Origin of the sequence: Nocardia sp. NPDC019219 (assembly GCF_040632645.1) — a bacterium.
In the GTDB taxonomy this organism is placed as follows: domain Bacteria; phylum Actinomycetota; class Actinomycetes; order Mycobacteriales; family Mycobacteriaceae; genus Nocardia; species Nocardia sputorum.
The window spans coordinates 185,911-210,509 of the sequence record NZ_JBEYCG010000001.1; the positions used below are offsets into that span (position 1 = coordinate 185,911).

At 68.6% G+C, this 24,599-nt stretch carries 28 protein-coding genes and 1 tRNA gene; 13 read left to right on the forward strand and 16 right to left on the reverse strand.

What is annotated here, in order from left to right:
- Nucleotides 1-17: 17 nt before the first annotated feature.
- Nucleotides 18-617, reverse strand: a complete 600-nt coding sequence (dcd, locus tag ABZ552_RS00865) for a dCTP deaminase (RefSeq protein ID WP_281876181.1) — start codon at nucleotides 615-617, stop codon at nucleotides 18-20.
- A gap of 112 nt (nucleotides 618-729) precedes the next feature.
- On the opposite strand from dcd, the gene ABZ552_RS00870 reads away from it, so the two are divergent.
- The 5 genes from ABZ552_RS00870 to ABZ552_RS00890 all read left to right on the forward strand — a co-directional run bounded on the left by ABZ552_RS00870 (nucleotide 730) and on the right by ABZ552_RS00890 (nucleotide 4,590).
- A complete protein-coding gene (locus tag ABZ552_RS00870; RefSeq protein ID WP_281876183.1) occupies nucleotides 730-1,503 on the forward strand; it encodes an SDR family oxidoreductase in 774 nt (257 codons plus the stop codon).
- Between the two features lie 324 nt (nucleotides 1,504-1,827).
- Nucleotides 1,828-2,535 carry a phosphatase PAP2 family protein gene (locus ABZ552_RS00875; RefSeq protein WP_281876184.1) on the forward strand — a complete coding sequence of 236 codons (708 nt, stop codon included), beginning with the start codon at nucleotides 1,828-1,830 and terminating at the stop codon, nucleotides 2,533-2,535.
- 61 nt (nucleotides 2,536-2,596) lie between these two features.
- Nucleotides 2,597-2,670 (forward strand) — tRNA-Gly (locus tag ABZ552_RS00880).
- Nucleotides 2,671-2,891: 221 nt separating this feature from the next.
- The gene (locus ABZ552_RS00885) at nucleotides 2,892-3,593 is read left to right on the forward strand and encodes a 2'-5' RNA ligase family protein (protein ID WP_281876185.1); all 702 of its coding nucleotides are present in this window, start codon (nucleotides 2,892-2,894) and stop codon (nucleotides 3,591-3,593) included.
- A 613-nt stretch (nucleotides 3,594-4,206) separates the two neighbouring features.
- The gene (locus tag ABZ552_RS00890) at nucleotides 4,207-4,590 is read left to right on the forward strand and encodes a DoxX family protein (protein WP_281876186.1); all 384 of its coding nucleotides are present in this window, start codon (nucleotides 4,207-4,209) and stop codon (nucleotides 4,588-4,590) included.
- Between the two features lie 165 nt (nucleotides 4,591-4,755).
- Here ABZ552_RS00890 and ABZ552_RS00895 read toward each other — a convergent pair whose 3' ends face one another.
- Nucleotides 4,756-5,865, reverse strand: a complete 1,110-nt coding sequence (locus tag ABZ552_RS00895; RefSeq protein WP_281876188.1) for a class I SAM-dependent methyltransferase — start codon at nucleotides 5,863-5,865, stop codon at nucleotides 4,756-4,758.
- A 342-nt stretch (nucleotides 5,866-6,207) separates the two neighbouring features.
- Between ABZ552_RS00895 and ABZ552_RS00900 the strand changes: the two genes are divergently transcribed.
- Both ABZ552_RS00900 and ABZ552_RS00905 read left to right on the forward strand, forming a co-directional pair.
- Complete coding sequence (locus tag ABZ552_RS00900; protein WP_281876189.1) at nucleotides 6,208-6,474, forward strand: toxin HicA; 267 nt, start codon at nucleotides 6,208-6,210, stop codon at nucleotides 6,472-6,474.
- Nucleotides 6,474-6,824 carry a type II toxin-antitoxin system HicB family antitoxin gene (locus tag ABZ552_RS00905; RefSeq protein ID WP_281876190.1) on the forward strand — a complete coding sequence of 117 codons (351 nt, stop codon included), beginning with the start codon at nucleotides 6,474-6,476 and terminating at the stop codon, nucleotides 6,822-6,824. The genes ABZ552_RS00900 and ABZ552_RS00905 overlap by 1 nt, the downstream gene beginning before the upstream one ends.
- Nucleotides 6,825-6,910: 86 nt before the next feature.
- Here the strand turns inward: ABZ552_RS00905 and ABZ552_RS00910 are convergent, their stop codons facing one another.
- The 5 genes from ABZ552_RS00910 to ABZ552_RS00930 all read right to left on the reverse strand — a co-directional run bounded on the left by ABZ552_RS00910 (nucleotide 6,911) and on the right by ABZ552_RS00930 (nucleotide 11,797).
- Complete coding sequence (locus ABZ552_RS00910; protein WP_281876193.1) at nucleotides 6,911-7,426, reverse strand: flavin reductase family protein; 516 nt, start codon at nucleotides 7,424-7,426, stop codon at nucleotides 6,911-6,913.
- Nucleotides 7,419-7,934: an NAD(P)H-dependent oxidoreductase gene (locus ABZ552_RS00915; RefSeq protein WP_357435095.1), complete on the reverse strand. Its 516-nt coding sequence runs from the start codon at nucleotides 7,932-7,934 to the stop codon at nucleotides 7,419-7,421. The genes ABZ552_RS00910 and ABZ552_RS00915 overlap by 8 nt, the downstream gene beginning before the upstream one ends.
- An 11-nt stretch (nucleotides 7,935-7,945) precedes the next feature.
- Complete coding sequence (locus ABZ552_RS00920; protein WP_357435097.1) at nucleotides 7,946-9,163, reverse strand: SfnB family sulfur acquisition oxidoreductase; 1,218 nt, start codon at nucleotides 9,161-9,163, stop codon at nucleotides 7,946-7,948.
- A complete protein-coding gene (gene sfnG / locus ABZ552_RS00925) occupies nucleotides 9,163-10,278 on the reverse strand; it encodes a dimethylsulfone monooxygenase SfnG (RefSeq protein WP_357435099.1) in 1,116 nt (371 codons plus the stop codon). Before sfnG ends, ABZ552_RS00920 begins: the two co-directional genes overlap by 1 nt.
- Before the next feature lie 127 nt (nucleotides 10,279-10,405).
- Nucleotides 10,406-11,797 (reverse strand): styrene monooxygenase/indole monooxygenase family protein, encoded by a 1,392-nt coding sequence (locus ABZ552_RS00930; protein ID WP_357435101.1) that lies wholly within the window; start codon nucleotides 11,795-11,797, stop codon nucleotides 10,406-10,408.
- 98 nt (nucleotides 11,798-11,895) lie between these two features.
- On the opposite strand from ABZ552_RS00930, the gene ABZ552_RS00935 reads away from it, so the two are divergent.
- On the forward strand, nucleotides 11,896-12,378 hold the full coding sequence (locus ABZ552_RS00935) for a GAF domain-containing protein (protein WP_357435102.1): 483 nt from the start codon (nucleotides 11,896-11,898) through the stop codon (nucleotides 12,376-12,378).
- A gap of 61 nt (nucleotides 12,379-12,439) precedes the next feature.
- On the opposite strand, the gene ABZ552_RS00940 is transcribed toward ABZ552_RS00935, so the two are convergent.
- Both ABZ552_RS00940 and ABZ552_RS00945 read right to left on the reverse strand, forming a co-directional pair.
- Nucleotides 12,440-13,870: an LLM class flavin-dependent oxidoreductase gene (locus tag ABZ552_RS00940; protein ID WP_357435104.1), complete on the reverse strand. Its 1,431-nt coding sequence runs from the start codon at nucleotides 13,868-13,870 to the stop codon at nucleotides 12,440-12,442.
- The gene (locus tag ABZ552_RS00945) at nucleotides 13,867-15,090 is read right to left on the reverse strand and encodes an acyl-CoA dehydrogenase family protein (protein WP_357435106.1); all 1,224 of its coding nucleotides are present in this window, start codon (nucleotides 15,088-15,090) and stop codon (nucleotides 13,867-13,869) included. Before ABZ552_RS00945 ends, ABZ552_RS00940 begins: the two co-directional genes overlap by 4 nt.
- Nucleotides 15,091-15,247: 157 nt before the next feature.
- On the opposite strand from ABZ552_RS00945, the gene ABZ552_RS00950 reads away from it, so the two are divergent.
- Nucleotides 15,248-15,550: a DUF1905 domain-containing protein gene (locus ABZ552_RS00950; protein ID WP_281876203.1), complete on the forward strand. Its 303-nt coding sequence runs from the start codon at nucleotides 15,248-15,250 to the stop codon at nucleotides 15,548-15,550.
- Between the two features lie 30 nt (nucleotides 15,551-15,580).
- Here ABZ552_RS00950 and ABZ552_RS00955 read toward each other — a convergent pair whose 3' ends face one another.
- The 4 genes from ABZ552_RS00955 to ABZ552_RS00970 form a co-directional block, all read right to left on the reverse strand.
- The gene (locus ABZ552_RS00955) at nucleotides 15,581-16,216 is read right to left on the reverse strand and encodes a hypothetical protein (RefSeq protein WP_281876205.1); all 636 of its coding nucleotides are present in this window, start codon (nucleotides 16,214-16,216) and stop codon (nucleotides 15,581-15,583) included.
- Between the two features lie 119 nt (nucleotides 16,217-16,335).
- On the reverse strand, nucleotides 16,336-16,665 hold the full coding sequence (locus ABZ552_RS00960) for a hypothetical protein (RefSeq protein WP_281876206.1): 330 nt from the start codon (nucleotides 16,663-16,665) through the stop codon (nucleotides 16,336-16,338).
- A 133-nt stretch (nucleotides 16,666-16,798) separates the two neighbouring features.
- Nucleotides 16,799-17,095: a hypothetical protein gene (locus ABZ552_RS00965; RefSeq protein ID WP_281876209.1), complete on the reverse strand. Its 297-nt coding sequence runs from the start codon at nucleotides 17,093-17,095 to the stop codon at nucleotides 16,799-16,801.
- Nucleotides 17,082-17,306, reverse strand: a complete 225-nt coding sequence (locus ABZ552_RS00970; protein ID WP_159846189.1) for a hypothetical protein — start codon at nucleotides 17,304-17,306, stop codon at nucleotides 17,082-17,084. Before ABZ552_RS00970 ends, ABZ552_RS00965 begins: the two co-directional genes overlap by 14 nt.
- Before the next feature lie 87 nt (nucleotides 17,307-17,393).
- Here ABZ552_RS00970 and ABZ552_RS00975 point away from each other — a divergent pair, with 87 nt between their 5' ends.
- A complete protein-coding gene (locus ABZ552_RS00975; protein WP_281916346.1) occupies nucleotides 17,394-18,185 on the forward strand; it encodes an alpha/beta hydrolase in 792 nt (263 codons plus the stop codon).
- Here the strand turns inward: ABZ552_RS00975 and ABZ552_RS00980 are convergent.
- Genes ABZ552_RS00980 through ABZ552_RS00990 form a run of 3 tightly spaced genes read right to left on the reverse strand, consistent with a single transcriptional unit; the run spans nucleotide 18,169 to nucleotide 21,136 of the window.
- Nucleotides 18,169-18,861: a TetR/AcrR family transcriptional regulator gene (locus ABZ552_RS00980; protein WP_357435110.1), complete on the reverse strand. Its 693-nt coding sequence runs from the start codon at nucleotides 18,859-18,861 to the stop codon at nucleotides 18,169-18,171. The two genes, ABZ552_RS00975 and ABZ552_RS00980, sit on opposite strands and share 17 nt — an antisense overlap.
- On the reverse strand, nucleotides 18,846-19,610 hold the full coding sequence (locus tag ABZ552_RS00985; RefSeq protein WP_281916345.1) for a crotonase/enoyl-CoA hydratase family protein: 765 nt from the start codon (nucleotides 19,608-19,610) through the stop codon (nucleotides 18,846-18,848). Before ABZ552_RS00985 ends, ABZ552_RS00980 begins: the two co-directional genes overlap by 16 nt.
- Complete coding sequence (locus ABZ552_RS00990) at nucleotides 19,607-21,136, reverse strand: acetyl-CoA acetyltransferase (protein ID WP_281916344.1); 1,530 nt, start codon at nucleotides 21,134-21,136, stop codon at nucleotides 19,607-19,609. The genes ABZ552_RS00985 and ABZ552_RS00990 overlap by 4 nt, the downstream gene beginning before the upstream one ends.
- A gap of 117 nt (nucleotides 21,137-21,253) precedes the next feature.
- Between ABZ552_RS00990 and ABZ552_RS00995 the strand changes: the two genes are divergently transcribed.
- The 3 genes from ABZ552_RS00995 (at nucleotide 21,254) to ABZ552_RS01005 (ending at nucleotide 24,595) form a co-directional block, all read left to right on the forward strand.
- On the forward strand, nucleotides 21,254-22,009 hold the full coding sequence (locus ABZ552_RS00995; protein ID WP_281876216.1) for a crotonase/enoyl-CoA hydratase family protein: 756 nt from the start codon (nucleotides 21,254-21,256) through the stop codon (nucleotides 22,007-22,009).
- A gap of 209 nt (nucleotides 22,010-22,218) precedes the next feature.
- The gene (locus tag ABZ552_RS01000) at nucleotides 22,219-23,292 is read left to right on the forward strand and encodes a DUF4185 domain-containing protein (protein ID WP_281881196.1); all 1,074 of its coding nucleotides are present in this window, start codon (nucleotides 22,219-22,221) and stop codon (nucleotides 23,290-23,292) included.
- Nucleotides 23,293-23,386: 94 nt separating this feature from the next.
- Complete coding sequence (locus ABZ552_RS01005; RefSeq protein WP_357435112.1) at nucleotides 23,387-24,595, forward strand: erythromycin esterase family protein; 1,209 nt, start codon at nucleotides 23,387-23,389, stop codon at nucleotides 24,593-24,595.
- The last annotated feature ends 4 nt before the right edge of the window (nucleotides 24,596-24,599 follow it).

The window sequence follows — 24,599 nt, forward strand, 5'->3', positions numbered from 1 at the left end:
AAGCGGACCCGGCGACGTCAGCGTGATTCGGCGGCGTCGATCGCGGCGGCCGGAATCGGGAAGTTGAGGTAGGACCGCGACGGAGTCGGTCCGCGCTGGCCCTGGTACTTGGAGCCCGCCACGGCGCTGCCGTAGGGGTGCTCGGCCGGGCTGGTCAGCCTGAGCAGGCACAACTGGCCGATCTTCATGCCGGGCCACAGCGTGATCGGCAGATTGGCCACGTTCGAGAGCTCGAGCGTGATGTGCCCGCTGAAGCCGGGATCGATGAAGCCCGCCGTCGAGTGGGTCAGCAGACCTAACCGGCCCAGGCTGGACTTGCCCTCCAACCGTCCGGCCAGGTCGTCCGGCAAGGTGCACACTTCGAGGGTGGAGCCCAGCACGAACTCGCCGGGGTGCAGGACGAACGGCTCGCCTTCGGCCGGCTCGACCACGCTGGTGAGTTCGTCCTGCCGCTGCGCGGGATCGATGTGGGTGTAGCGGGTGTTGTTGAACACCCGGAACATCCGGTCCAGGCGCACATCGATGCTCGACGGCTGAATGAGGTTCTCCAGCAGCGGCTCGACCCCGAGACGCCCAGCGGCGATCTCCGCGCGGATGTCACGATCGGAAAGCAGCACGCGACGAGCGTAGCGCCTGCTCGCCCGGACTCCTCCGCCGCACAGTGATATGGAGAGAGCGATATCCTCGCATTCATTCGGGCGGCGCCGCCCGCGATCGAAGGGATACACCATGACCGAGGGCTCGCTGTTCGACCTCACCGGCCACGTCGCCGTCGTCACCGGAGGCAACTCCGGCATCGGTCTCGGATTCGCCCGTGGGCTCGCGAAGGCCGGGGCCGATGTCTGCGTCGTCGGCCGCAACAGCGAACGCAACGAGGCCGCCGCCATCGAATTGCGCGAGTTCGGCGGGCGCGTACTGGCGCTGAGCTGCGATGTCGGCGAGGAGCAGCAGGTGATCGACACCATGGACCGTGCGGCCGCCGAACTCGGCCGCATCGACTCCTGCTTCGTGAACGCCGGTGTCAGTCAGGGTTTCATCCCGTTCGTGGAGACCGATCTCGCGGAATTCCGCCGAGTCACCTCCCTCAACCTCGACGCCGCGTTCGTGACCCTGCGCGAAGCGGCCAAGGTGATGCTCGCCCAAGGCGAGGGCGGCAGCCTGGTCGCCACCGCCAGCCTCGCCGCGCACCAGGGCGTTCCGCGCGGGCAGTCCTACGCGGCCAGCAAGGCGGGGCTGATCGCCATGGTCAACTCGATCGCGGTGGAGCTGGCCAAGCACGGCATCCGCGCGAACTCGGTGCTGCCCGGCTGGGTCGAGACGCCGATGACCGAAGGGGCCTTCGCCTGGGACCGTTTCCGCGAACGCGTCCACCCGAGGATCCCGGTTCGCCGCTGGGGCCTGCCGAGCGATTTCGAATCCGTCGCCGTCTACCTCGCCAGCCCCACCAGCGCCTACCACACCGGCGACACACTCTTGATCGACGGCGGTTACAGCAAGTTCTGAGTCGGCGGCGGCCGCTGCTCGGACCCGGCGCTGCCGCGGCGGCGGCCCGGCAGACGCTCGACACGACCAGCTGGACGCAGCGGGCCGTCGAGCACTGCTCGCCCACAACGGCACAAAGGCGGCATGGACGCCACTGCCGTGACCCGCGTGCGGCACGACCGCCTCATCGCGCATCGCTGCCGTCCGGCGACGCCGGTCCATCGACGCACGCCTAGACCGATGGCTCCGAGCTTGCCGACGATGGTCGAGTCGTCGGCGTGGTGTCGTCCCAGCTGGGAACGGCTCGGGTTACCTTCCAGCGTCGGAGATGGCAACGTGGAATGGGTGACCTCCCCTCGCATTCGCAACGCTCTCGGGGTGCTCACCGCATTGCTGGTGGTGTGCGCCGCAGCTCTCACCGCAGGAGTCGTCGGGGATCGCGGCCCCGGCGGAGTCGATCGCGGCATCGCCGACTGGGCCGTCGCGCACCGTATCGACGCGCTGACACCGACCGCGGTGGTGATCAGCGTCCTGGGCGGAACGCTCGCCATGACCGCCCTGGCCACCGCGACCTGCCTGGTGCTGACCTGGCGGCGGCGCTGGACATCGGCGGCGCTCGTCGCGATCACCGGGCTCGGCGGCGGCTTACTCGTTCGCGGCGGCAAGCGCCTGACCGATCGGGACCGCCCGCCCGTCGAGGACCACCTGATCAGCGTCTCCAACCAGGCGTATCCCTCCGGGCACAGCATGGGCTCGTTCGTCGTGGTCGGCATAGTCCTGGTGGTCGCGCTGCCCAGCGTGCACGGCCCCGCCCTCCGCGCCTGCACCGCCATCGCCGCCGCGCTGTTCGTCCTCGCGGTCGGCTTGTCCCGTATCTACCTCGGCGTCCACTGGACCACCGACGTCCTCGGCGGTTGGTGCTTCGGCGCGCTGTGGCTCATCCTCTGTTTGACGGTGTATCGGTACTTGATACCCGTCGGCCGGGGCGCGGCAACGTCTCGCGACGACCTTTCCAGCACGGGGCCTGGCAGAGCCGGGGCTTCGTCTACCTAGCTGTACTTTTCCCACCCCGCGCGCGGCTTCTGCTACAGTCTCGGTTGGCACATCTGCCTCTGCCGATGTAGTTCAATGGTAGAACTTCTGCTTCCCAAGCAGACAGCGCGGGTTCGATTCCCGTCATCGGCTCCACCGAAGGCCCTGGATCGGCACCCGCCGCCCCAGGGCCTTTCTGCTGCCCGGCCAAACCGCCCGGCTGCACTCGCCATCGAGTGGCACATGGTTGAGGCGATCCCGAGCAGACCTCTCCGTGATGTGCCACTCGACGCGGCGGCACGCGATCAGTCGGTCCGGGCCAGGGAGGTGTGGATTCATTGCCGGACAGGTAGGTCGCACGTCCGTACACTCACCGCGTGGTTCCTACCAAGCGCCCATTCCCGTTGCTGCGGCCGGCATCGACGTCCGATGCGGCGGCCATTCGGTCCAACGACTGGGTTGCGTTCCGGCAACTCGGGAACCTGCACGACCACTGGACCTTGAAGTCATGGGCGCCCGGTCAGTCCGGTTACTACTGGTATCTCACTTTCGATGATCCCGCGCTGACCGATCTCGCCGAGCGGTGTCAGAAGACTCTCGCCGATGATGGGATCGACCTGGTGCCCCTCGACGCTCTGCACATGACACTCCTGAGTGTCGGCAAGGTCGGCGAAGTGTCCGATGAACAGCTCGCGGGTATCGCGGATGCCGCACGTGCTCGGCTGGCTGATATCGCACCGTTCGAGGTCGAGGTCGGGCCGCTGACCGGATCCGCTAGTGCGCTGCGGTTCTCGGTCGCCCCGTGGCACAACCTGCTGGGCTTGCACCACGCGCTTCGTACGGCGACCGCCGCACACCGGCCGACAAGTCGCCTCCCCGAGACGACCGACTTCCGGCCGCATGTCGGGATCGGCTACCTCAACCGACCCCGGGCCTCCGCGGCGCTGATCGCCGACGTGGCCGCGCTGCGGGATCTGCCACCGGTCACCGTGCGCGTCAGCGAGGTCGACCTCGTCGAGCTGCGCCGCGACGGCCGCCGGTATCGCTGGACCGACCGCGCCGTGCTCACGCTCGCCTGAAAGCGGCTACCCCTCCGGCGCGGAGAACTCCCGCGCGGAGGACGACCACTCCCGCAACGAACCGAGGTATTCGTCCGAACCACGAGCGCGGATCGCCAGCACTGGACCTGTATGAAGGGGATGCCGAGTGAACGGGTGGGTCACTTTCGGGATCGGCCTCGGCGCCGCACTCCCGGTGATGGTCCCAGCAGTCGCGGCCTCGTTGTGGTGGCAGGTTCCCCCCGACCACGAAGCCATTCGTGCCGCCGAACAGCGCACGGGCGAGAGACCACGGGCCGCGGGTCGCTCGCGCGATATCCAGGCCGTGCAAGAGGCGCACCTGACAATGCAGCGGCATCGGAACTGCGATATCGCCGTGTGCCACCGAAAGCAGGTTGCCTGGCACACCCTCATCGCGGCAGGGAGGAGCCGGCCGGACGCCTCACGGCATAGGTAGGCAGCCCACCAGTCGAGTGGCACATGGGCGAGGCGAATCCGAGTAGACCTCTCCGTTATGTGCCACTCGACGAGGTTGCCCACCTTCGCCTGGCGAGTGATCTAGGTCACTGGGTTGTCACAGTGTTCGTTCGCGCGGTGTCTGGATGCCGACACGTTAGAGACGGAGGAGATTCCGATGAACATCGCGCTGTGGATCGCTACGGCACTGTTGGCCGCGCTCGCCCTTTTCGGCGGTATCACCAAGGCATTCGTTCCCCGGGAAAAGCTTGCCGCGTCGCCTGGCGGGGAATGGACCGCGGCCGCGGGCGACGGGTTCGTCAAGGGCCTGGGGGTTCTACAGATCCTGGCGGCGGCCGGTCTGATCCTGCCCGCCGTGCTCGACATCGCCCCGGTGATGGTGCCGGTCACGGCCGTCTGCTGGGTGGGGCTCATGGTCGGCGCGATGATCACGCACGGCCGGCTCGGGGAGTACAAGTTCGTGGTGCTGAACTCGGTGTATCTCGCGGTGGCGGTATTCATCGCGTGGGGCCGTTTCGTCCTCGAACCTTTCACGAGCTGACGGCTCGGACCGAGCGCAGCCGACTCCCGAGGAGAAGGCCGACCATGCGACCGACATTTTCGTCGCCACCACGACCTGCTGTTCCTCGAGCCCCCCGCACTGAGCACATCATCGAGTGGCACATGGGCGAGGCGAATCGCGAGTAGTCCTCTCCGCCATGTGCGCTCAACGAGGGGTCAGGCGGTAGAGGGAGGTGGTCTCGCGGGTACGGGCGTTGTGGAGGGGTGAGGTTGGGTTGTGGGCTCGGTGGTGGGTGGGGTGGGTCGAAAGTCGGCCGGTGATGTGGAGCCCTGCGGCGGTGATGCGGGCGAGTATGTCGCCGTGGGGGCGCAGGCCCAGGTGTTCGGGCAGGTCGGAGAGGATCAGCCAGCCTTCGCCGCCCGGGCGCAAGTGGGCGGGCAGGCCGGAGAGGAAGGCGTGCAGCATGGACGAGTTCTCGTCGTAGACGCCGCTTTCGAGCGCCGAGGTAGGCGTGCCGGGGAGCCAGGGCGGATTGCACACCACGAGGTCGGCCTCGCCGTCCGGGAAGAGAGCCGGCCCTCGCACGGCGACAGATGACAGGCCCAGCCGATCGAGGTTGGCGCGGGCACAGGTCAGCGCGCGAGGATTGTTGTCCGTGGCGGTGATTCGCCGGAATCCACGGCGGCCCAGGATCGCGGCGAGCACGCCGGTGCCCGTGCCGAGATCGAAGGCTGTCTCCGCTCGTGCGGGTAGCGGCGCGGACGCGACCAGATCGACGTACTCGCCGCGGACCGGGGAGAACACGCCGTAGTGCGGATGGATGCGCTCCCCGAGTGCGGGCACGTACACGCCTTTCTCCCGCCATTGCGCCGCACCCAGCACGCCGAGCAACTCGGTGAGCGCGACCACCATGCGCCCGCGCGGCGCGCCGTACGCCCCGGTGCACGCGCGCCGCACATCGGGAGCGCGACGCAACGCCAGCGAATAGTCGTCTTCCAGCAACACGAGCAACTTGCCGAGCAGTTCCGCGCGCCGACGACGCGACGCGCGATACCGCCGGAACGCTTCGGCCGGATCGTCACCCAGCGGAGCCTTCCGCTCGACCCGCCGTCCCATCGCTCGCAGCAGCTGCCGCGCATTGTGGAAATCCCCGCGCCACAGCAGGCCGGTTCCTGCTCGCGCCGATCGACAAGCCGCGTCAGCGGTCGTCGAGTCGCTCACCACCACGATGGAATAGGGTGGCAGCGTGCCATTTTCGGAATGCCAGCGGGCTGTCCGGCAGGTCTTGTCCTCGGTCCAGGAAACGGTGGACACCGCGTACTCCTCGTGATCGAACGTGCAAAGGGCACGACGAGCACTTCGACGCGGGGTCGCGAAAGACCTGTGCGGCCAGCGCACAGGAGTCAGTAGGTCGTCTCTACGCCCGCGCCGAAGTGCGCGGGAAATCACCGAGAACCATCCCGAGTGTCATGGCCGGACCTTTCCGTAGGAGACATCCGAGTCTCCCACAGCGCTGCCCGGTAAGCCGAACCCTCGGGCAGGCACCGCTGAGGCCCGTTTCGGCGCGCAAGCGGCAAAGTGGCCCATCGGCTGCGGCAGGACCGGTCACAATGCCACTCTTGCACAAATCGGTACTACAGGTAGTACCATTGGTCAGTGGGTAAGCGTGAGAAGCTCCTGGCGAAGATGCGGGAATCACAAACCAACGTGAGCTACCAGGATCTCTACAACGTCTGCTGCGATCACTTCGGGCTCCCACGCCAAGAAGGCAGCAGCCATGCCGTCTTCAAGATGCCTTGGGCAGGTGACCCACGTGTAAATATCCAAAAGGGACGGGACGGGAATGCCAAGTCCTACCAAGTCAGGCAAGTGCTCGCAGCGATAGACAAGCTGCTCGAGATAGAAGCAAAGGAGGATGCCTGATGTCCGACCTGCACCACCTACCGGACTATACGCACTACGCGTACCGCGTCCTCTGGTCGTCCGAAGACCAGGAGTACGTCGGTCTGTGCGCGGAGTTTCCCTCGCTCTCGTGGCTGGCTCCGACGCAGGACGAGGCTCTCCGGGGCATCGGCGAACTCGTCCGCGACACCATCAAGGACATGGCGGTCAACAACGAAGTCGTGCCGCGCCCACTCTCGGAGCGCAGCTACAGCGGGAAGTTCATGGTGCGTATTTCCACTGAGCTGCACGCCAGGCTGGTACGGGAAGCCACCGAGATGAACGTTTCACTCAATCAGCTGGTCAACCAGCGGCTCGCGTCGCGCGGTTAGTCCCGGTCAGGCGAGGGGCCGGCGCCGAAGTACCCGACCCCTGCACGACCGGGCGAACCGCACCGCGTTCTGGCGGCTGAACCCCGTCAGGCCGCCCCGTTCGCCGGTTCGGCATGCAACCGGCGGAACTTGCTGCCGTGGAAGACGAGTGGGTCCACGTCGGTGCGGGTGGCGATGCGGTGGATGCGGAGGATGACGACGGCGTGGTCGCCCGCGGGGACATGGGCCTCTTGGACGCCCTCGATCCAGGCGGACGCCCCGTCGATGAACACGGCGTCGCCGGAACCTCGGTGCAGTTGGATGTCGCGGAAGCGGTCGCCGTCGCGGGCGCCGAGGGAGCGGGCGGCGGCCTGCTGGTCGGTGCCGAGCAGGCTGAGACCGAGGTGGCTCGCGGCGGCGAGCTTGGGCCAGGTGGCCGAGGAGTTCTGCACACAGAACGAGACCAGCGGCGGATCCAGCGAGACGGGAACGAACGTGCTCACCGCCAGACCGTGCGGGACGCCGTCGATCTCGGCGCACACCGCGACCACGCCGCTGGGGAAGTTGGCGAACGCGCGACGCAGACCGGCTCCGTCGGCGGGGAATTCGAACAGGTCATGCATGATTCGCAGCCTTCGAGCTGTGGGCCAGTGCCTGGGCGACCGAACGCCATCGACCACTGTACCGGTCGATGACGCCGTCCTCGGCGAATGTGCGATCGGACAGGTAGAGCCCGGGCAACGCGGCGGTGGCCCCGATTTCGACGAGCACGGGCTTCAACAACAGATCCGGCGCCAGCGCGTGCGCCGGTCCGGCGCCGAGCATCACCGGGACCGCGAGCACGCCTTCCAGGCCGGTCCCCCCTTCGAACTGTTCGAGGAACAGCTTCAGCAACCCGGTGTAGGTGGCCTTGAAGGTGGGGCTGGCGAAGACGACGAGTTCGGATCCGGCCACGGCGCGCACCGCATCGGCCACGGCCGGGTCACCCCAGCTGAGCAGGGCGGGACCGAACTCGACCAGATCGATCACGGTGGGCTCCACCTCCGGCCGCAGTCCCCGCGCCACCAAGGTGGCCGCGGTGAGCGTGCGTGAGGCGGGCTTCGGATTTCCGACGACGACAGTGACTGTCATTTCGTCTCCTTTCAGATCACCCCGTGGAGCGGAGGCGCGGCGTCGTGCAGCAAGGCCCGGCCGATGTGCTGGTACTTCCAGCGCACCGGATCGTGCAAAGTGTGCGTGCGCGCGTTGCGCCAGAAGTGGTGCAGATTGAGATCCGCTGCCGCGCTGCGCGTTCCGGCCACCTCGAACAGTGCGGCGGACACGTCGTTGGCGGCGCGGTCGGCGAGGACCTTGGCGGTCGCGACGGCCAGCGACGCCTGGGCGACGTTCGCGGCGCTCTGGTCGATCCTGATGGCCGCGTCCAACGTCCATCCGGCCGACGAGAGCGTGGCCTCCGCGGCGGTCACCGCGACGGACAGTTCACCGAAGCGCTGGATCAACAACGGGTCGTCGACCGCGTTCGCCACTCCCGCCTCGAACCACGGACGACTCTTCGTACGCACGAATTCCGTTGCCGCGGTGAGGGCTCCCCGGGCGATGCCGGTGTCGATGGCGGCGTGCAGCAACTGCGCGAAAGCGCCGTAGCCGGTGGGCGCGCGCACCGCGCCGGAGCGAGGAATCACCTGGTCACGCTCGACGAGCACCTCGTCGAAGGACACCGTTCCGCTGCCGGTGGTGCGCTGCCCCAGCCCGTTCCAGTCGTCCACGACCTGCACGCCGGGAGTGTTCGCGGGCAGGTAGGCGATGTACTCCCCGGGCTCGAGGCCGCTGCGTCCCTCGGGATCGTCCAGCCTGGTCAGCACCGCGAACAGGTGGGCGAACAGCGACCCGGTGCAGTAGTACTTCACGCCGTCCACCCGGAATCGGTCGCCGACCGGCCGCAACGTGGTCGAGATATCGGCGACGGTCGCGCCGCCCCGCTCGGATTGCGCGTTGGCGATGCGCCCACCGTCGAGCACCCGTCCGAAATACCGCTTCTGCTGCTGCGCCGTACCCGCAAGCCGCAGCAGGTTCACGTAGACGAAGTGGCTGTGCGGGATCTGCGCGATATTGGGGTCGGCCGTGGCCAGAATCCGCGTCACTTCCGCGACCACGCTCGGCGGCAGGTCCGCGCCGCCGTAGGCCGCCGGGACGGTGACCGCGAGCAAACCGCTGGCCGCCAGCCGATCGACCTCCGGGTACGGCAGCACACGATCCCGGTCGCGCTCCGCGGCCCCCGACGCGAAGTCGGCCGCGAGCCGCTGCGCGACCGCGAACGCCTGTGCCGCCGACAGGATGCGATCGGCGGCGACCGCGGTCATCAGTTCACCGCCGCGACGGGCCGCTGCGCGGCTTCCAGCTCGCGTACCAGCGGGAGTACCTTCGCGCCGAAGTACTCGATCTCCTCCTGGAAGTGCAGGAAGCCGCCGAGGATCAGGTCGACGCCGAGCTGCTTGTAGGCGACGATCCGCTCGGCCACCTGCTCCGGCGTGCCGATCAGCTGGGTGCGGAAACCGTCGTTGTACTGCACCAGGTCTTCGAAGGTGGAGTCGGCCCACATGCCCTTGCGGTCCTGGGTGGACGCGCCCGCCTGCTGCACCGCGTCGCGGAAACCTTCCACCGCGGGCTTGTTCGCCTTCTCGATGATCTCGCGCAGGGTGTCGCGGGCTTCCTTCTCGGTGTCGCGGGCGATGATGAAGCCGTTGAGCCCGAATTTCACCTCGCGGTCGTGGGCGCGGGCGACGGCGCGCAGGTCGTCCAGCTGTTCGGTGACGCCGTCGAAGTCCTTGCCGTTGGAGAAGTACCAGTCGGCGTAGCGGCCGCCGTTGCGCCGGGCTGCGGTCGAGTTGCCGCCTTGGAAGAGTTCGGGATTCGGCCGCTCGGGGCTGTTCAGCGGCTTCGGCTTCAAGGTGAAGTCCCGGATGCGGTAGAAATCGCCGCCGTAGTTCACGTTGTCCTCGGTCCAGATCTTGCGGATCACCTCGAGGAATTCCGCGCTGCGGCGGTAGCGCTCGTCGTGCTCGAGCCACGGCTCGCCGAGCGCGGTGAATTCGCCGGCGAACCAGCCGGACACGACGTTGATGGCGAACCGGCCATTGGACAGGTGGTCGGCGGTGGCACCGAACTTCGCCAGCACCGCAGGGTGCCACAGCCCGGGATGCACCGCCGCGATGACCTTCAGCCGTTCGGTCGCGCCGAGCAGCGCGAGGCTGAACGAGGTCGATTCGTGCTGGTACTCGGCGCCGTAGGAGGCGGTGTAGCGCACCTGGGACAGCGCGTAGTCGAAGCCGTTGTTCTCCGCGGTCTGCGCGAGCTTCTTGTTGTACTCGAAATCCCAGCCGGTGCGCTGTTCGATGTCGCTGGTGACCAGTCCCCCGCTGACGTTGGGCACCCAGTAGGCGAATCGGATCTGCTCGGCGATCTGCTCCGTGGTCATAGCTGCTCCATGGTTTCCGGGGGTAGCCGTCGGATCGGAGGCCGGACGCCACGCGTGCGTCCGGCGCTCCTTCCACTCCAGCACCGGCACCCGATAGGGACGAGGTTTTGAATCTGTGCGATTCGGATCAGGCGTCGGCGAGGGCAGGCGAGTAGGTCGACCTGGCGAATTCGCCCGCGGGGGCGAAACGGCCGAGCAACGCGGCGGCGTCCTCGCCGGTGACCCGCGTGATGAACTCGTCGACCGCTTCCGGCGAGTCGACCGGCAGGAACGGCTGCGGCCGGTGCAGCAAACCGACCAGCGCCGAAGCGAACGCCGGGTCGACGGCCGCCGCGGCGAAGAACGCGTTGCCGACCTCGGCCAGCTCGGGATCGCTGAGAAACAGCCTGGTGACCTTGTTGGCGGCGTCGGCGCGCGCGGCCAGGAACGCGGCGTATTGCTTCGCGATCCACGCCTCGTCGAACGGTCCTTCGTGCACAGCGGCCGCCGCGACCAACCGCTGCGCCTGGATGAGGCCGCTCTGCGCGCCCTGCCCGGCGATCGGGTCGTAGGCGATGGCGGTGTCGCCCAGTGCGGCGACCACATGCCCGCCCGCGGTGCGCCCGACACCGGACCGCACCACCGGGCGCACCGCGCCCTTCAACCACGAGTGCGGATCCTCGGGGATGGTCTTGGTGGCCAGCACCTCCGGCAGGTCCCAGTCGATGTAGTCGCGGTAGAGATCCTGCACGATCCGGTGCGCCGACTCCGCGGAGTCCGCCGCGGCGAAACGCTTCTCCCAATCGCTGCCGGGACGCGCCCAGCCGAGGAACGCCCAGCTCGGCCCCGCGTCCTTGTGCAGGTACGGGCCCCACCACCCCTCACCCTGGTCAGCGAGGATGGAGAAACCGCTGTGCGCGCCGCCCGCGACGCTGCGATGGGCGAAGACGTTCTCGTCGTGGCCGAGTCCGGTCACGACGACGGTGAGCAGCGAGCGCTGCGGCGCGTCGTAAGGGGTGCGCTGCGCGTCGACGGGGAACAGGCCCGAAAGCCCGCCACGTCCGGTCGCGACCAACGTGAGGTCGCTGGCGGCGGCGATGCCGTCGAGTGTCTCCGGCGTCACCGGCTCGACCACGAATCGGCCGCCGCGCTCGAGGAACGCGGTCAGTCGCTCGTCGGCCTTGAGCCGGGTGTCCACCGCGACGCCGACGTATCCGTCGAAATGACCGTCGAATTGGATCAATTCGGGACGGTCGGGGCCGGGTCCGGCGATGCGCACGCTCAAGCCGGTGTGCCGGGGCGCCCGCGCGGTGTAGCTGTCCAATCCGAGCGCGGCCTCGGCCTGCTGGGTCTCACCGAATTCGAGGGCGGTGCCGGTGGCGGGCACGTCGTCGCGCAAAGCGCGCTGATCGCGCTCGCTGTAGAGGGTGACGTCGAAACCGGCGTCGAGGAGTCCTAGCGCCGCAGTGACGCCGGTCTGTCCGGCACCGATAACCGCGGCCGAACGAGTGGAACGGGAAACGGATTGCTGCGAAGTCATGCAGGGATGATGCGATGGTCGCCCGGTGCTCGCGGAGTGTTGCGATCATCGAGAATCAATGGGCAGACAGCGAATTCCCAACGCGTACCATTCGGGCCATGTCGTTCGTCGTCGCCGACCTGACCGGAGACCGCGCCGAGCAGTACCGGCAGCTCGCCGCCCAGGCCGAAGCGCTGGTGGCGGGCGAAACCGACCGCATCGCCAACGCCGCCAATCTCGCCGCCTTGGTCTTCCACGCGCTGCCCGATGTGAATTGGGTGGGTTTCTATTTCTATGACGGCCGGGAACTCGTCGTCGGCCCATTCCAAGGCAAACCGGCGTGTGTGCGCATCGCGTTGGGGAAAGGTGTGTGCGGCACCGCGGCGCAGACCAGGGCCACCCAACTCGTGCCCGACGTACACGCATTCGACGGGCACATCGCGTGCGACGCCGACACACGTTCGGAAATAGTCGTCCCGCTGGTCCGGGATGATGTGCTGATCGGAGTATTCGATCTCGATAGTCCGCTGCCCGAGCGCTTCGACGAAATCGATCGGGCGGGGCTGGAGGCGACAGCCGAGATATTCCTCGCCACGATCTGATTCGCGGACCCGAATACCGGAGGGCGCCGGACCACGAGGGCTCCGGCGCCGTCCGAGCACGTTAGTTCGCCTCGACCGTCGCTCCCGGCCGCGAGACGGTGTCCGGCAGAGCCGTCGATCCCGCACCGCCCAGCCGGTAGCTCGCCCCCCGGTGGTCGGCGGGCAACCGGTCACCCGCGCCGAACAGCGCGTTGCGCAGTGTGCCGGGCGCGTACTCCTCGGCATACGCGCCTCGGGCCGTCAGCACCGGGACCACGTGGCGAACGATGTCTTCGAACGTTCCGGGTGTGATCGCGTAAGCCAGGTTGAAGCCGTCCAAGTCGGTCTCGGCGGCCCACTTTTGGAGGAGGTCGGCGACCGTCTCCCCGGAACCGACGAACACCGGGCCCATGCCGCCGATACCGGCCCACTTGCCGATGTCGCGGACGGTCCATTCCCGCCCGTCGTCGTCGAATTCCTGGAACGCCGCCACCGCCGACTGGATCGCGTTGCTCTCGACTTGGCCGATCGGGTCGTCGAGGTCGTAGCGGGACAGATCGATGCCCATCCAGCCGGACATGAACACCAGCCCGCCCTCGACGCTCGCGTAGGACAGGTACTCCTCGTGCTTGCGCCGCGCCGCATCGTCGGTCGCGTCGGTGACGATCGTCGCGAGCGCGTAGACGCGCGCCGCGTCACGGGCGCGGCCCGCCGCCTCCAGCGCGTCTCTGATGCGGGAAAGGGTCTGCGCGAGAACCCGTTTCGACGGACCGGCGATGAAGATGGCCTCGGCGTTCTCGGCCGCGAACCGCACGCCGCGCGGCGACGCGCCCGCCTGGTAGATCACCGGCGTCCGTTGCGGCGACGGCTCCGACAGGTGGATGCCCGGCACGGTGTAGTGCGTGCCGCGATGACCGATGTGGTGCACCTTGGCCGGGTCCACGTAGACGCCCGCGGCCGCGTCGCGGACCACCGCGTCGTCCTCCCACGAGCCTTCCCACAGCTTGTAGAGCACTTCCAGGTACTCGTCGGCCTGGTTGTAGCGCTCGTCGTGGTCGAGTTGGTCGGCCGCGCCGAAATTGCGCGCTGCCGAGGGCAGGTAGCCGGTCACCACGTTCCAGCCCAACCTGCCGTTGGTGAGATGGTCGAGCGTCGACAGCCGCCGGGCGAACGGGTAGGGATGCTCGAATCCGGTGCCGGTGGTGATGCCGAACCCGAGATGCTCGGTCACCGCGGCCATGGCGGAGACCAGCAGCAGCGGGTCGGCCACCGGGATCTGCGCGCCTTGCCGCAGCGCGGCGACGTCGTTGCCGCCGTAGACGTCGTAGGTGCCCAGCACGTCGGCGATGAAGATGCCGTCGAAGCGGCCGCGCTCCAGCAGCTTCGCCAGCTCGGTCCAATAGCCGAGTTCCTTGTAGCGATGCGACTGGTCGTCCGGATGCCGCCACAGCCCGGGTGACTGATGGGCGACACAGTTCATGTCGAAGGCGTTGAACCGGATCCGGCGGGTCACCGCGCGGCTCCCGCGGCCGGAGTGCGTTCGCCCGCGCTCCACGCGAACGGCAGATCGGCGCCGTTGAGCAGATGATCACCGATCGCGCGCGCTTTCTGGATCGCCGGATTGTGCACCGAGATGGTGCGGGCGTTGCGCCAGTGCCGATCCAACCGCAGCTGTTCGGACACCACCGAAGCGCCGCCCACCTCGAACAGCAGCGACGTCGCGGGCAGCACCAGATCGATGACGGCGAGCTGCGCCCGAGCCGCCGCGAGTTCGGCGGCGACCAAGGCGCTCTCGTCCTTCGCGCCGCTCGCCAGCACCCCGTCGAGCACGTCGGCGACGGCGAGCACACTGGCTTCGGCGGCGAACGCGGCCGCCGAAAGGCGCCCGATCACCTGCTGCACCAGCGGATCGTGCCGCGGCAGATCGGCGGCGGAGTGGGTGTAGCCGCGGGTGCGCGCCGCGACCCATTCCCGGATGTCGCGCTCGGCGCGCTTGGCGATGCCCGCGAGCACCGCGAGCTGGACCAGTTGCAGGTAGGAGGTCGCGTAGGTGGGGCCGGGCGCGCCGTAGCCGGGACCGAGGATCCGGTCCTCGGTCACCACCACGTCGGTGAATTCCGTGGTGCCGCTGGCCGTCAGCCGCTGACCGAAGCCGTCCCAGTCGTCGTGCTGACGCACTCCCTCGGCGTTCGCGTCCACCAGGACCCCCACCCGCTCACCGTTCCGGTCGGCGGCCGCCAGGATGTAGTCCGCGTACAGCGATCCCGTGCTGTAGTACTTCACGCCGTTGAGCAGCCAACGCCCGCCGTCCTCGGTCAGCGTGGTGCGGTAACGGTCCACCGCGCCGATGCCCGGTTCGGTGATCGCGTTGCCCACCAGGATGCCTTCGGCCACCGCGCGCAACCAGCGCTCCCGCTCCGGCCCCCGCTCGGCCAGCAGTTGGTCCTCGACGAACGAGAAGTGCACCCGCAGCGCCTGCGGCAAGTTCGATTCGGCGGCGGCGAGTTCGATGAGCAAGCGGAACAGCTGCCGGACGGTGACGCCGTATCCGCCGAGCTCGACCGGAACGCGCAGCGCGCCGAATTTCGCCGCGCGCAACTCGCCGACCTCGTGGTAGGGCAGGGTGCGATCGATTTCCCGTGCCACGGCGCCCTGGGCGATCCGGTCGAAGATCGGGCCGAAGATCGCATCCAGTTCGGCATCGGTAGTGGATTGGGCCTCGGTGGTCGTCATCAGCCCACGATCGCGCACCCCGCCCGGTCGCTCACGGGTTGCACGCAGCGCGATCGGAATGCTGGCCCGACGTGATCCGTCCCGGACCGCCCGACCGGCCCGGAAATCCGTTTTCGGCGACTTACCAAGGCCCCATGCCCACCGCTACAGTCGCGGCGTGAGTGGTTCGCGGTACTCGTTCACGGCGGAAGTGTGGGAGCACAAGGGGGATGCCGCCTGGCATTTTGTGTCGCTGCCCGAGGACGTGGCCGATGACATCGAGGAGCGCTACGCGCACCGGTCCGGCGGGTTCGGCGCGGTGCGGGTGCATGTGGTCGTAGGCGGCAGCCGCTGGTCCACTTCGTTGTTCCCGGACAAGTCGCGGGCGACCTACGTGCTGCCGATGAAGAAGGCGGTCCGGGTCGCGGAGGGGTTGGAAGCGGGGTCGACCGCGCTGATCGAGCTCACCGTCGCACTGTGAGGGCGGATCGCACACGCGTCCGCGCGGAGCTCAGTATTCGATCGGGCGACCCGAAACCCGTCCCGCCGCGGCATCGCGCTTGCTCGCGCGTCGCTTGACCGCCACCACCACGATCACCAGTACACCGAGCACCACGCCACCGAAACCCAAGGCGAGCCCGCCGAGCAGGGCGCCGACGAACGACGAGCCGAGACCTTGGCCGACGGCTACCGTCACCTCTGAGCTACCGGCTGTGGTCACGCGGTAGCCGCCCGGCTTTCCGGCCTCGAACGAGAAGCCCGCCCGTCCCTCGTGCCCGCCGAAGGAATAGGTGATGGTCGCGTCGTACTTCCGCAACTCCACGTGCTTGCCGTCCGGGTCGAGCACCCGCAGGTTGACCGTGCCGGGAGTGCTCCGGGACGACGCCCCGGAGTACTCGACGTACACGGTGTATCCGCCGGACTCGGCCAGATTCACCACGCCGGAGCCGGGCACCTTGACCCGCTGGAAGTCATCGATCCGGCCCGAGGTCTGCAGGAAACCGAAGGCACCGAGCACGATCCCGCCGATGATGCCGAGGGCGATCAGCGCGCCGCCCAGCGCGAACCAGCGACCGGACGGGGTGATCGGTTGCGGGGCGGGTGCTCCCGCCGAGCTCGGCGATGTCGGGAAAGGCGGCTGTGACACGGTCGGATCCTCGGCTTCTGGTCGACACCCGCGCCGACGTAGCGTCAGCGTACGGTTTGCCGCACCGCCTCGCTACGCGAATCGTCGGCCGCCGCACCGCGACGGCGACCGCCGATCTCTCAGCGCGGCTGGGCCGCCGACATGCACTCGCTCGCGATGCGACCGCTGGCAGCGCGCGCCTTGTCCGCGTCCTCCTTGCTCATGCCCAGTGTTTCCTGGTTGGGAGCCTTGGTGTCGTACTCGTCGCTGATCATGATCCGCAGTCCGTCCTGCGAGATCCCCTGGCCGACGAACACCTTCGCGGCGCAGTCGGCCAGCTCCTTGTTCTTGAGGCCCTTGTCCTGCAACGACTTGGCGAGATCGGCCTGCGTCACCGTGGGCGCCGCCGTCTCTTCGTCACTGCCGCATGCCGCGAGCACCGGCAGCGCGATCAGCGCCGCGGCGATCATGCAGATCCGCACCTGACTCCTCTTCCTAGATTGACCACTGTCGGTGGCGTGGGCCACCATAATGCCGTGTGACGTCCAGCGGTAGTCGTCCGCGGTGACCTACGCGAGTCACGTTGCCGCACAAGGCTTCGATTCAGAGATCCATCGCCGCACGCAGCGCGGTGTCGAGCCGCTCCAGGGTGTCGGTGTCCACCACGTCCACCCGCTCGGCCAGCCAACCACGGAAGATGCGCCCGATGTTGCCGGCGTGCACCCAGCCGTGTTCCTCTACCGGAACCGCGAGGATGTCCTGCGGATCGTCCTCGATCACCTCGGCCGCGATCAGCCAGGGGCGCGGTGATTCATTGATGCCGTCACTGCTGATGAGCACGACCGTTCGGCGACGCGGCGAACCATGCGGGTTGTAGATCCACAGCTCACCCCGACGCACGCATCTCCTCCTCGGCGGCCGCCAGCTCGGCCGCGTCCGCGGCGGCCTCGGCGGTCACGTCCGACACCGGACCGACCCCGGTGCGCACGGCCTCCCGTCGCGCGGCCTTCGATATCCAAGCCGACGGCGACATTCCCGCGCGAGCCGCCGCCTGTTCGGCGTACGACCAGGCGGCTTCGTCCAGCGAAAGGGTGACCTTACGCGTTGCCATACCAATTATCCTACCGACAGCGCCCAGCCCTCGCCACACGGTCCGCGATCCCAACTGACGACAGGTGACTGCTGTTAGGGTTGGCGCATGACGACGTTGCACCATCACCGCGTCGGCGCGGGCGAGCCGCTCGTGCTGGTCCACGGGGTCGGAAGCCGATGGCAGGTGTGGGAGCCGATCATCGACACACTGTCCGCGTCGTACGAAGTGATCGCGGTCGACCTGCCCGGCTTCGGCGGATCGACGCACCCCCTCGCGCACAACACGGTACCGAATCTCACCGAGGCGCTCGCCGAATTCCTCGCGGCGCAGGGCATCGAACAACCGCATCTCGCGGGCAACTCGATGGGCGGGCTGATCACGCTCGAGCTGGGCGCCCGCGGGCTGGCCCGCTCGGTGACCGCTTACTCGCCGATCGGGTTCTGGGACACCGCGGGCCGGGTGTGGTGCCAGCAGTCGCTGGGCAAGTCGCGTGCGCTGGCGCGCAAGCTGCGTCCCGCCCTTCCGTCCGTCCTCGGCACCGCCGCGGGCCGGACCGTCTTCCTCTCGCTGGTCTTCGGCAAACCATGGGCGCTGGATGCGAAGGTGGCGCTGGACACCGCACTCGGCGCGGCGGACGCGGCCGGATTCGACGAGGCGATCGCCTCGTTCACCGACGTCCCGCCGCTCGAAATCCGTGCGCTCGCCGACATTCCGGTGACGATCGCCTGGGGTAGTCGCGACATCCTGCTCACCTACGCGACCCAGAGCCGCAGGGCGCGCAGCGTTCTACCGGACGCCGAGCACGTCACGCTGCACGGCAGCGGGCACACGCCGTTCTTCGACGACCCGGCGGGCTGCGCACAGGTCCTGCTGGAGACGATCACCCGTCGGCGGTAGGCGTCTGCCCGTTACGGTCCGCGGGCGGGTCGAGCAAGGTGTCGGCGGCCGCCGTGCCGAGCAGGACGCGCACGGCGTTGCCCCACCGGTACCGCAGAATCCGGTTCCGGGACATGTCACCGGTGAGCAACACGCGCAGGGCCTGGCCGGTCATGATCTCGATGGTGAACTCGGTGATCGTCGGCACCCGGGGGTCGTCGGGGAACTCGCGCCGGAAGCTGTCGCGAATGCTGGTGTGCATCAGCTCGAACAGGCGGACCTCCAACGGAAGGAACGCCGCCCGCAGTTCCGGATCGGTCCGCGCGCCCACCCACATCTCCAGCGCCGCCCAGAACGACGGGCCGCTGAGCATCCGCATGGTCAGCTCGACGGCCGTCTCCAACCGGTCCGCGTCGTCCGGAATGGCCTGGAATTCGCTTGTCAGCTGGTCGAATCGGCGACGCGCCACATGCTCGACGGCGCCGGCGAGCAGGTCGGCTCTGGTGGGGAAATAGTGCTGCAACGTCCCCCGCGGCACGCCCGCCCGCTTCTGCACCTCGAGCGTGGTCGTGCCCGCGTAACCGACTTCCACCAGACTTTCCACCGCCGCGTCCAGCAACCGCGCGCGCATCCGCTCCCTGCGCTGCGCCTGCGGCAGCCGGACGTGTCCCGGCCCGCCCCTCAGCGGCCCTGCCACTGCGGCTCGCGCTTCTGCGCGAACGCCAGCGCGCCTTCGGCGGCGTCCTTGGAAATCAGTGCGGGCAGGGCGATCTCGCCCTGCTTCGCGAATGCCTCCGCGACCGGCCAATCCGGCGACTCGTCGATGATCCGCTTGCTCGCGGCCACCGCGAGCGGTGCGGCGGCGACGATCTCGGCCGCGAGTTCGAGCGCCACCGACAGTGCCGCGCCCGGATCGGTGACCCGGTTGACCAGGCCCAGCTGATAGAGCCGCTCGGCGCCGATCCGGCCCCCGGTGAGCGCGAGTTCGGCGACGATGCTGCGCGGCAGCCGCTGGGTCAGGCGCAGCACGCCACCGCCCGCGGCCACCAGGCCGCGCTTGACCTCGGGAATGCCGAACTGCGCGTCGCGTGCCGCGACGATGAGATCGCCTGCCAGGGCGAGCTCGAATCCACCGGCCAGCGCGAAGCCCTCGACCGCGGAGATCATCGGCTTCGCCGGGGGCTTCGCCGTGATGCCGAGCGGACCGCGGCGCTGCGTCATCGGCATCTCGCCCTTCGACGCGGCGACGAGATCCATTCCCGCGCTGAAGGTTCCGCCCGCACCGGTGAGCACCAGCACGCGCGCCGCGGCGTCGGCTTCGAACTCGTCGACGGCGGCCTCGATGGCCTGCGCGGTGGCCAGGTTGATCGCGTTGCGCGCCTGGGGACGGTCGACCGTCAGCACGGTGATGGCGTCGCGCCGCTCGATCAGGATCGAGTCGTTCATCGGGCGCTCCTCTCGGTGAGCAGGGTGAACGTGTCCGCGGCGAGCTCGGCGTCCGCGCCGAGCGGGTCGCCCGCGGTGAACGCCGCGAGGGTGTCGGCATCCGACGCCCGAACCAGTATGCGGGTCCCCGCGGGCGTCAGCGCGCTCACCACAACGGCTTCCGGCTCGTCGGCGCGGTCGGGCGCGGGGCCTTTGCGGTAGGCCACGGTGTAGGACTCGACCGTGGCGGGACCGGTGTACCCGGGCGCCGGTTCGCGCCGCGCCGCGGGCACTTCCGCCTCGATCGCACGGAACAGCCGCTCGGGCGGCCTGGCCGAGTACACACCGATACCGTGCTTGGTGCTGTACCAACCGAGCGCCGTCGCCAGACCGTAGGCGTCGGGTTCCGCGCGCAGGATGCCGGACAGCGTCGCGATCGAGTGCGTCGTGTAGTTGTTGCCCGGCCCGCCCGCGAAGGTCAGGCCACCGGTCACCGACAGCGGCCGGGACGGATCATCGATCGGCAGGCCGAGTTCCTCCGCCGCGATCTGCACCGCGACCGGGAAGCACGAGTAGAGGTCGATGTGCGCGACATCGTCTATCGCGATGCCCGCCGCACCGAGCGCCGCTTTGCCCGCGGCGGCGATGGCGGGCGAGCGGGACATGTCCGCGCGCTCGGAGACGAACCACTCGTCGGTCGCGGTGGCGCCCGCGTGCGGGAACACCCAGTGGTCCCGTGGCACACCGGCGGCGTCGGCGGCCGCCGCGCTGCACAGGATGAGCCCGGCTCCCAGGTCGACGGTCAGGTTCGCGACCATCAGTTTCGGGTACGGCGTCGACACCATCCGGTTGGCCGGCGCGGGCGTCACGAGGTCGGCCGCGGACTGCGCGGTGGGCTGCCACGCGTACGGATTGCGCGCCGCGATCTCCGACAGCCGCGACCACAAGGCACCGATCCGCTCGTTGTGCGCGGCCGCGCTCGACCCGAGTCTGCGGCGCAGCGCCGTTTCCATGAGCGCGTAGAAATACACGGGGCCCCACAGGCCCGCGGCGGTCTCCATATCCGAGTTCGGGCCGCGATCGGAGCCGATGATCTCGTCGGGGCCCACGTCCTCGGGTTGATCGGGCCAGTCCACCGCCGTGCCGGTCCGCGCGGCCGCCGTCCCCGAGTACACCGCTTCAGCCCCGGTGAGCAGGGCGACGTCCGAGCGGCCGTCGGCGATGGCCTGGGCGACGCTGTTGAGTAGCCGCTGCGGCGCGTCACCGCCGAAACGCACCGACTGCACGGTTCTTCTCGGGGTGACGCCGAGGTCGGCCGCGACGAGCGCGCCCAAGTCGCCGTAGGGGCGGCTGACCGGGGCAACGGCGGCGATCAGATCGGCCGACCGCAGCAGCCGGTCGCCGACGCCGCTGTCGGCGCCCGCCCGGCGCAGCGACTCGGCGGCGAGTTCGACCGGACCGGGCAGGCCCGGCTCACCCGGTCGGTGTACGACCTGCCCGGCGCCGACGAGCACCGGCGTTCTCGGGTCCATTCCGGCTGGCAGCATGTGTCCTCCGCTCCAGAACCGTCAACATTGACGGTAACTCGAGTCCGATTAGAGCAGAGGCCGCGGCCTCCGGCAACAGCGCGCGCGGCACAACTGACTCGTGAGTAAGATTCGGGAATGGGCACCAACATCGCCGTGCGGTTCGACGACCATCGCGCGTACGTCACGCTGGACCGGCCGGACAAACACAACGGCCTGACCATCGACATGCTCAACGGGTTGGTTGCCAGCGCGAAGCTGGTAGCTCGTCGCAGCGATGTGCGGGCGGTGATTCTGTCCGGCAACGGACCCAGCTTCAGCAGCGGACTGGACGTCGCCGCAGCCACCAGCGACCCTCTGGCAATCGTACGCAACTTCGTTCCCCTGCCCTGGCGCGGCACGAACGCCTTCCAGGAGGCGTGCTGGGCTTGGCGCCGCCTGCCCGTGCCGGTGATCGCCGCCGTACACGGGCGCTGCTACGGCGGCGGGCTGCAACTCGCGCTCGCGGCGGACGTCCGTTTCGCCACTCCCGACGCGGAGTTCTCCGTCATGGAGGTCAAGCACGGCCTGGTTCCGGACATGACCGGCGCGGCGACGCTGTCCAGGTTGATCGGCATGGACAAAGCCCTCCTGCTCGCGATGACCGCGGACACCGTGGACGCGGCCTACGCCGCACGGATCGGCTTGGTCACCGAGCTGGCGCCGGACCCCGTCGCCGAGGCCGAGAAGCTCGCCGACCGCCTCGCGACGAGGTCGCCCCACGCGGTCGCCGCCGCCAAGCGACTCTTCGAGAAGTCGTGGGCAGCATCCACCCGGCGAACCCTCGCCGTCGAGCGCGCGACCCAATTCCCGTTGATCATCCGTAAGGCGATCGGCCGCTCCCCAGCAAGATAGCTACAAATTTGCCAATCTGTCGGAGAAGGCTCCTCGCGACCGGTTCCACTGCTAGCATTTGCACGATTTGCCAGCCAGTCGACTAGTGGTGCGAGGCACGCTGCGAAGGGTCTGTGTATCGCGGGACGTCTGTGTTTCGCACCGCTCTCGGGAAGAAACCGGAGGGCTCACAGACAGTGCTCAAGACCGCATCCTTCCTGCTCTCGGCGCTGACGGGCGTCTCGGCCCTGCTCTTCACGGCGACTACCCCCGCCATCGCCAACCCGAACGCCATCAATCCGATTCCCGTGCTCAATGGCACGACCGGATTACCGAATCTGCTCGGCCGCACCAAGGCGGTCTTCCAGGTGACCGGCATGGCCAGCCCGAACAACACCCAGACCTACAACGTCCTCGGCACCGATCTCGGGATCATGTGGGACAACGGGCACGGCGAAATGCTCACCGCGTTCGGCGACACCGCGGGCGTCGGATTCCCCAATCTGCTCGCGGGCAGCATGTGGGCCTGGCGCAGCAATATCCTCCTGCGCAGCCACACCACCGATCCGGCCGAGGGCATCTTCTTCGACAGCGTGGTGCGCGACGTATTCGGCCAGGCGCGCGACTTGATTCCCAGCCCGAAGATTCCCTTCCTGGAGATCAGCCGGATCCCCACCGCGGGCATCTCGGTCGACGGCGTGCAGTTCATGAGCTTGATGTCGGTGAAGACCTGGGACGACGTCGGCCAGTGGAGCACCAATTTCTCCGGACTCGCCGTCTCCGGGGACAACGGCGAGACCTGGGCCGAACTGCCGGAAACGCGGCGGAACAACGAGGGCGGGAACGCCAACTTCCAGATGAACGCCTTCCTCTCGGACGGCGGATACATCTATGAATACGGCACGCGGTCCGGACGCAATCACACCGCCCACGTCGCCCGCGTGCGCGCGCAGGATATCGCGAATCTCGCCGAATACGAATACTGGGACGGCCACGCGTGGCGAAAGAACGACGTGAATGCCGCGGCGCCGATCATGTTCGGCGTCGGCGAGCTGTCGGTGATGTATAACGCCTATCTCGGCCAATACATTTCGCTCACCACCGACCGATTCAACTCCGTGGTGATGCGGCGGGCGTCCTCGCCGGTCGGCCCGTGGAGCGAACCCGAAGTATTGATCGACACTCGGGAATTGCCCAGCGCCTACGCACCCTCGATCTTCCCCTACCAGACCGGGCGCGATCTGTACTTCCTCACGACGGTGCACAGCCAGTACAACGTCCTGCTGATGCGCACCACGCTGTAGTCCGGAACGGCGATCCGACGCGGTACTTGACCTCAACATTAGTTGATGTATGAGGCTGCACCGCGTTGGATCGTTCGCATTTCCGGGAGGCACCATGCTCAACACCACCGTCGACGTCCGCGCCTGGCTGCGCGACAACGCCGTCGCGATCGACAGTTCCGATCCGGACGCCTCCGGCGCGGATCTCGACACACTGATCGCGCGGCTGGGCGCCGCCACCGTGGTCGGTCTGGGCGAGTCGACGCGGTTCTCCCGGCAGACCTTCGGGGTGCGCGAGCGGTTGTTTCGCGGACTGGTCGAACGGCATGGCTTCCGCGCGCTCGCCATTCAGGACAGCGCGCGCTCCGGCGAGCGCTGGGACCGGTTCGTCACCGACGGCGCCGGCGACCCGGAAACCGTGCTCGCCGGCGCCTGGCGGCCATGGCGCACCGAGGAATCGGTGGCCACGTTGCGATGGATCCGCGCGTACAACCTGGCGCATCCGGACGACCCGGTGCGCATCTTCGGCGTCGAACCGCCGCATGCCGAGCCGAGCGACTACGACGCGGTGCTCGACTATGTGCGCCGGGCAGCTCCCGACCGGTTCGCCGCGATCGAGGCGCACCTCGCCCCGATCCGCACCGCACACCAGGTCGATGAGCATGTCCAGCGTCACCATGGCACCCACCCCGGCCGCCCGTTCGTGGAGCACGCCGAGGATGCCCTCGCGCTGCTCGCGGAGTTGCCGGACACGAGCGAGCGCACCACGGCGCTCGGCCACGCCCGCCTGATCCTCGACTTCCACCGGCAGAGCGTCGCCAACCGAGGATTCGCCCGGGACGAACGGCCCGCCGCGGAAAGGGTGCTGGAACGGCGACGCTCGACCGGCGCCAAGATCGTCTACTGGGACGGGCTCGCGCACACCAGCGGTCTTCCGATCGTGCTCGGCTCGGTCGAATTCCGCGGTACCGGAAGTCATTTGCGCGCTGAGCTGGGTGACGGGTACGTGTCCGTCGGTATCGGCTTCCATCACGGCGATCTCGGCGCGACCGTGGCGCCCGACCCGCAGCCGGACTTGGCCGATGCCGCACTGGGTGCGGTCGAACTCCCGGCCTATTACGTGGACTTGCGCGCCTCGGCGCCGGAACCGGTCCGCGAGTGGCTGACCGGGCCGGCGAAGCTGCGCACCATCAGCGGCGTCTACGACCCGGCGGCCGACGCCACGGCGAACATCCGGCTCGCCTCGCTCGTCGACGCGTTCGACGTGCTGATCCACCTGCGCGAGACCACGCCGGTGCACTGGCTCTCGCAGGTATCGGACTGACTCG

Bases quoted from the DNA above. Each gene is read 5' to 3' on its own strand.
- ABZ552_RS00985 (WP_281916345.1), bottom strand. From the start codon at position 19,610: ATGAACGACTCGATCCTGATCGAGCGGCGCGACGCCATCACCGTGCTG.
- ABZ552_RS00930 (WP_357435101.1), bottom strand. From the start codon at position 11,797: ATGACTTCGCAGCAATCCGTTTCCCGTTCCACTCGTTCGGCCGCGGTT.
- ABZ552_RS00910 (WP_281876193.1), bottom strand. From the start codon at position 7,426: ATGCATGACCTGTTCGAATTCCCCGCCGACGGAGCCGGTCTGCGTCGC.
- ABZ552_RS00970 (WP_159846189.1), bottom strand. From the start codon at position 17,306: ATGGCAACGCGTAAGGTCACCCTTTCGCTGGACGAAGCCGCCTGGTCG.
- ABZ552_RS00960 (WP_281876206.1), bottom strand. From the start codon at position 16,665: ATGATCGCCGCGGCGCTGATCGCGCTGCCGGTGCTCGCGGCATGCGGC.
- ABZ552_RS00890 (WP_281876186.1), top strand. From the start codon at position 4,207: ATGAACATCGCGCTGTGGATCGCTACGGCACTGTTGGCCGCGCTCGCC.
- ABZ552_RS00920 (WP_357435097.1), bottom strand. From the start codon at position 9,163: ATGACCGCGGTCGCCGCCGATCGCATCCTGTCGGCGGCACAGGCGTTC.
- ABZ552_RS00945 (WP_357435106.1), bottom strand. From the start codon at position 15,090: ATGACGACCACCGAGGCCCAATCCACTACCGATGCCGAACTGGATGCG.
- ABZ552_RS00870 (WP_281876183.1), top strand. From the start codon at position 730: ATGACCGAGGGCTCGCTGTTCGACCTCACCGGCCACGTCGCCGTCGTC.
- ABZ552_RS00990 (WP_281916344.1), bottom strand. From the start codon at position 21,136: ATGCTGCCAGCCGGAATGGACCCGAGAACGCCGGTGCTCGTCGGCGCC.
- ABZ552_RS00975 (WP_281916346.1), top strand. From the start codon at position 17,394: ATGACGACGTTGCACCATCACCGCGTCGGCGCGGGCGAGCCGCTCGTG.
- sfnG (WP_357435099.1), bottom strand. From the start codon at position 10,278: ATGACCACGGAGCAGATCGCCGAGCAGATCCGATTCGCCTACTGGGTG.
- ABZ552_RS00935 (WP_357435102.1), top strand. From the start codon at position 11,896: ATGTCGTTCGTCGTCGCCGACCTGACCGGAGACCGCGCCGAGCAGTAC.
- ABZ552_RS00905 (WP_281876190.1), top strand. From the start codon at position 6,474: ATGTCCGACCTGCACCACCTACCGGACTATACGCACTACGCGTACCGC.
- ABZ552_RS00915 (WP_357435095.1), bottom strand. From the start codon at position 7,934: ATGACAGTCACTGTCGTCGTCGGAAATCCGAAGCCCGCCTCACGCACG.
- ABZ552_RS00995 (WP_281876216.1), top strand. From the start codon at position 21,254: ATGGGCACCAACATCGCCGTGCGGTTCGACGACCATCGCGCGTACGTC.
- ABZ552_RS01005 (WP_357435112.1), top strand. From the start codon at position 23,387: ATGCTCAACACCACCGTCGACGTCCGCGCCTGGCTGCGCGACAACGCC.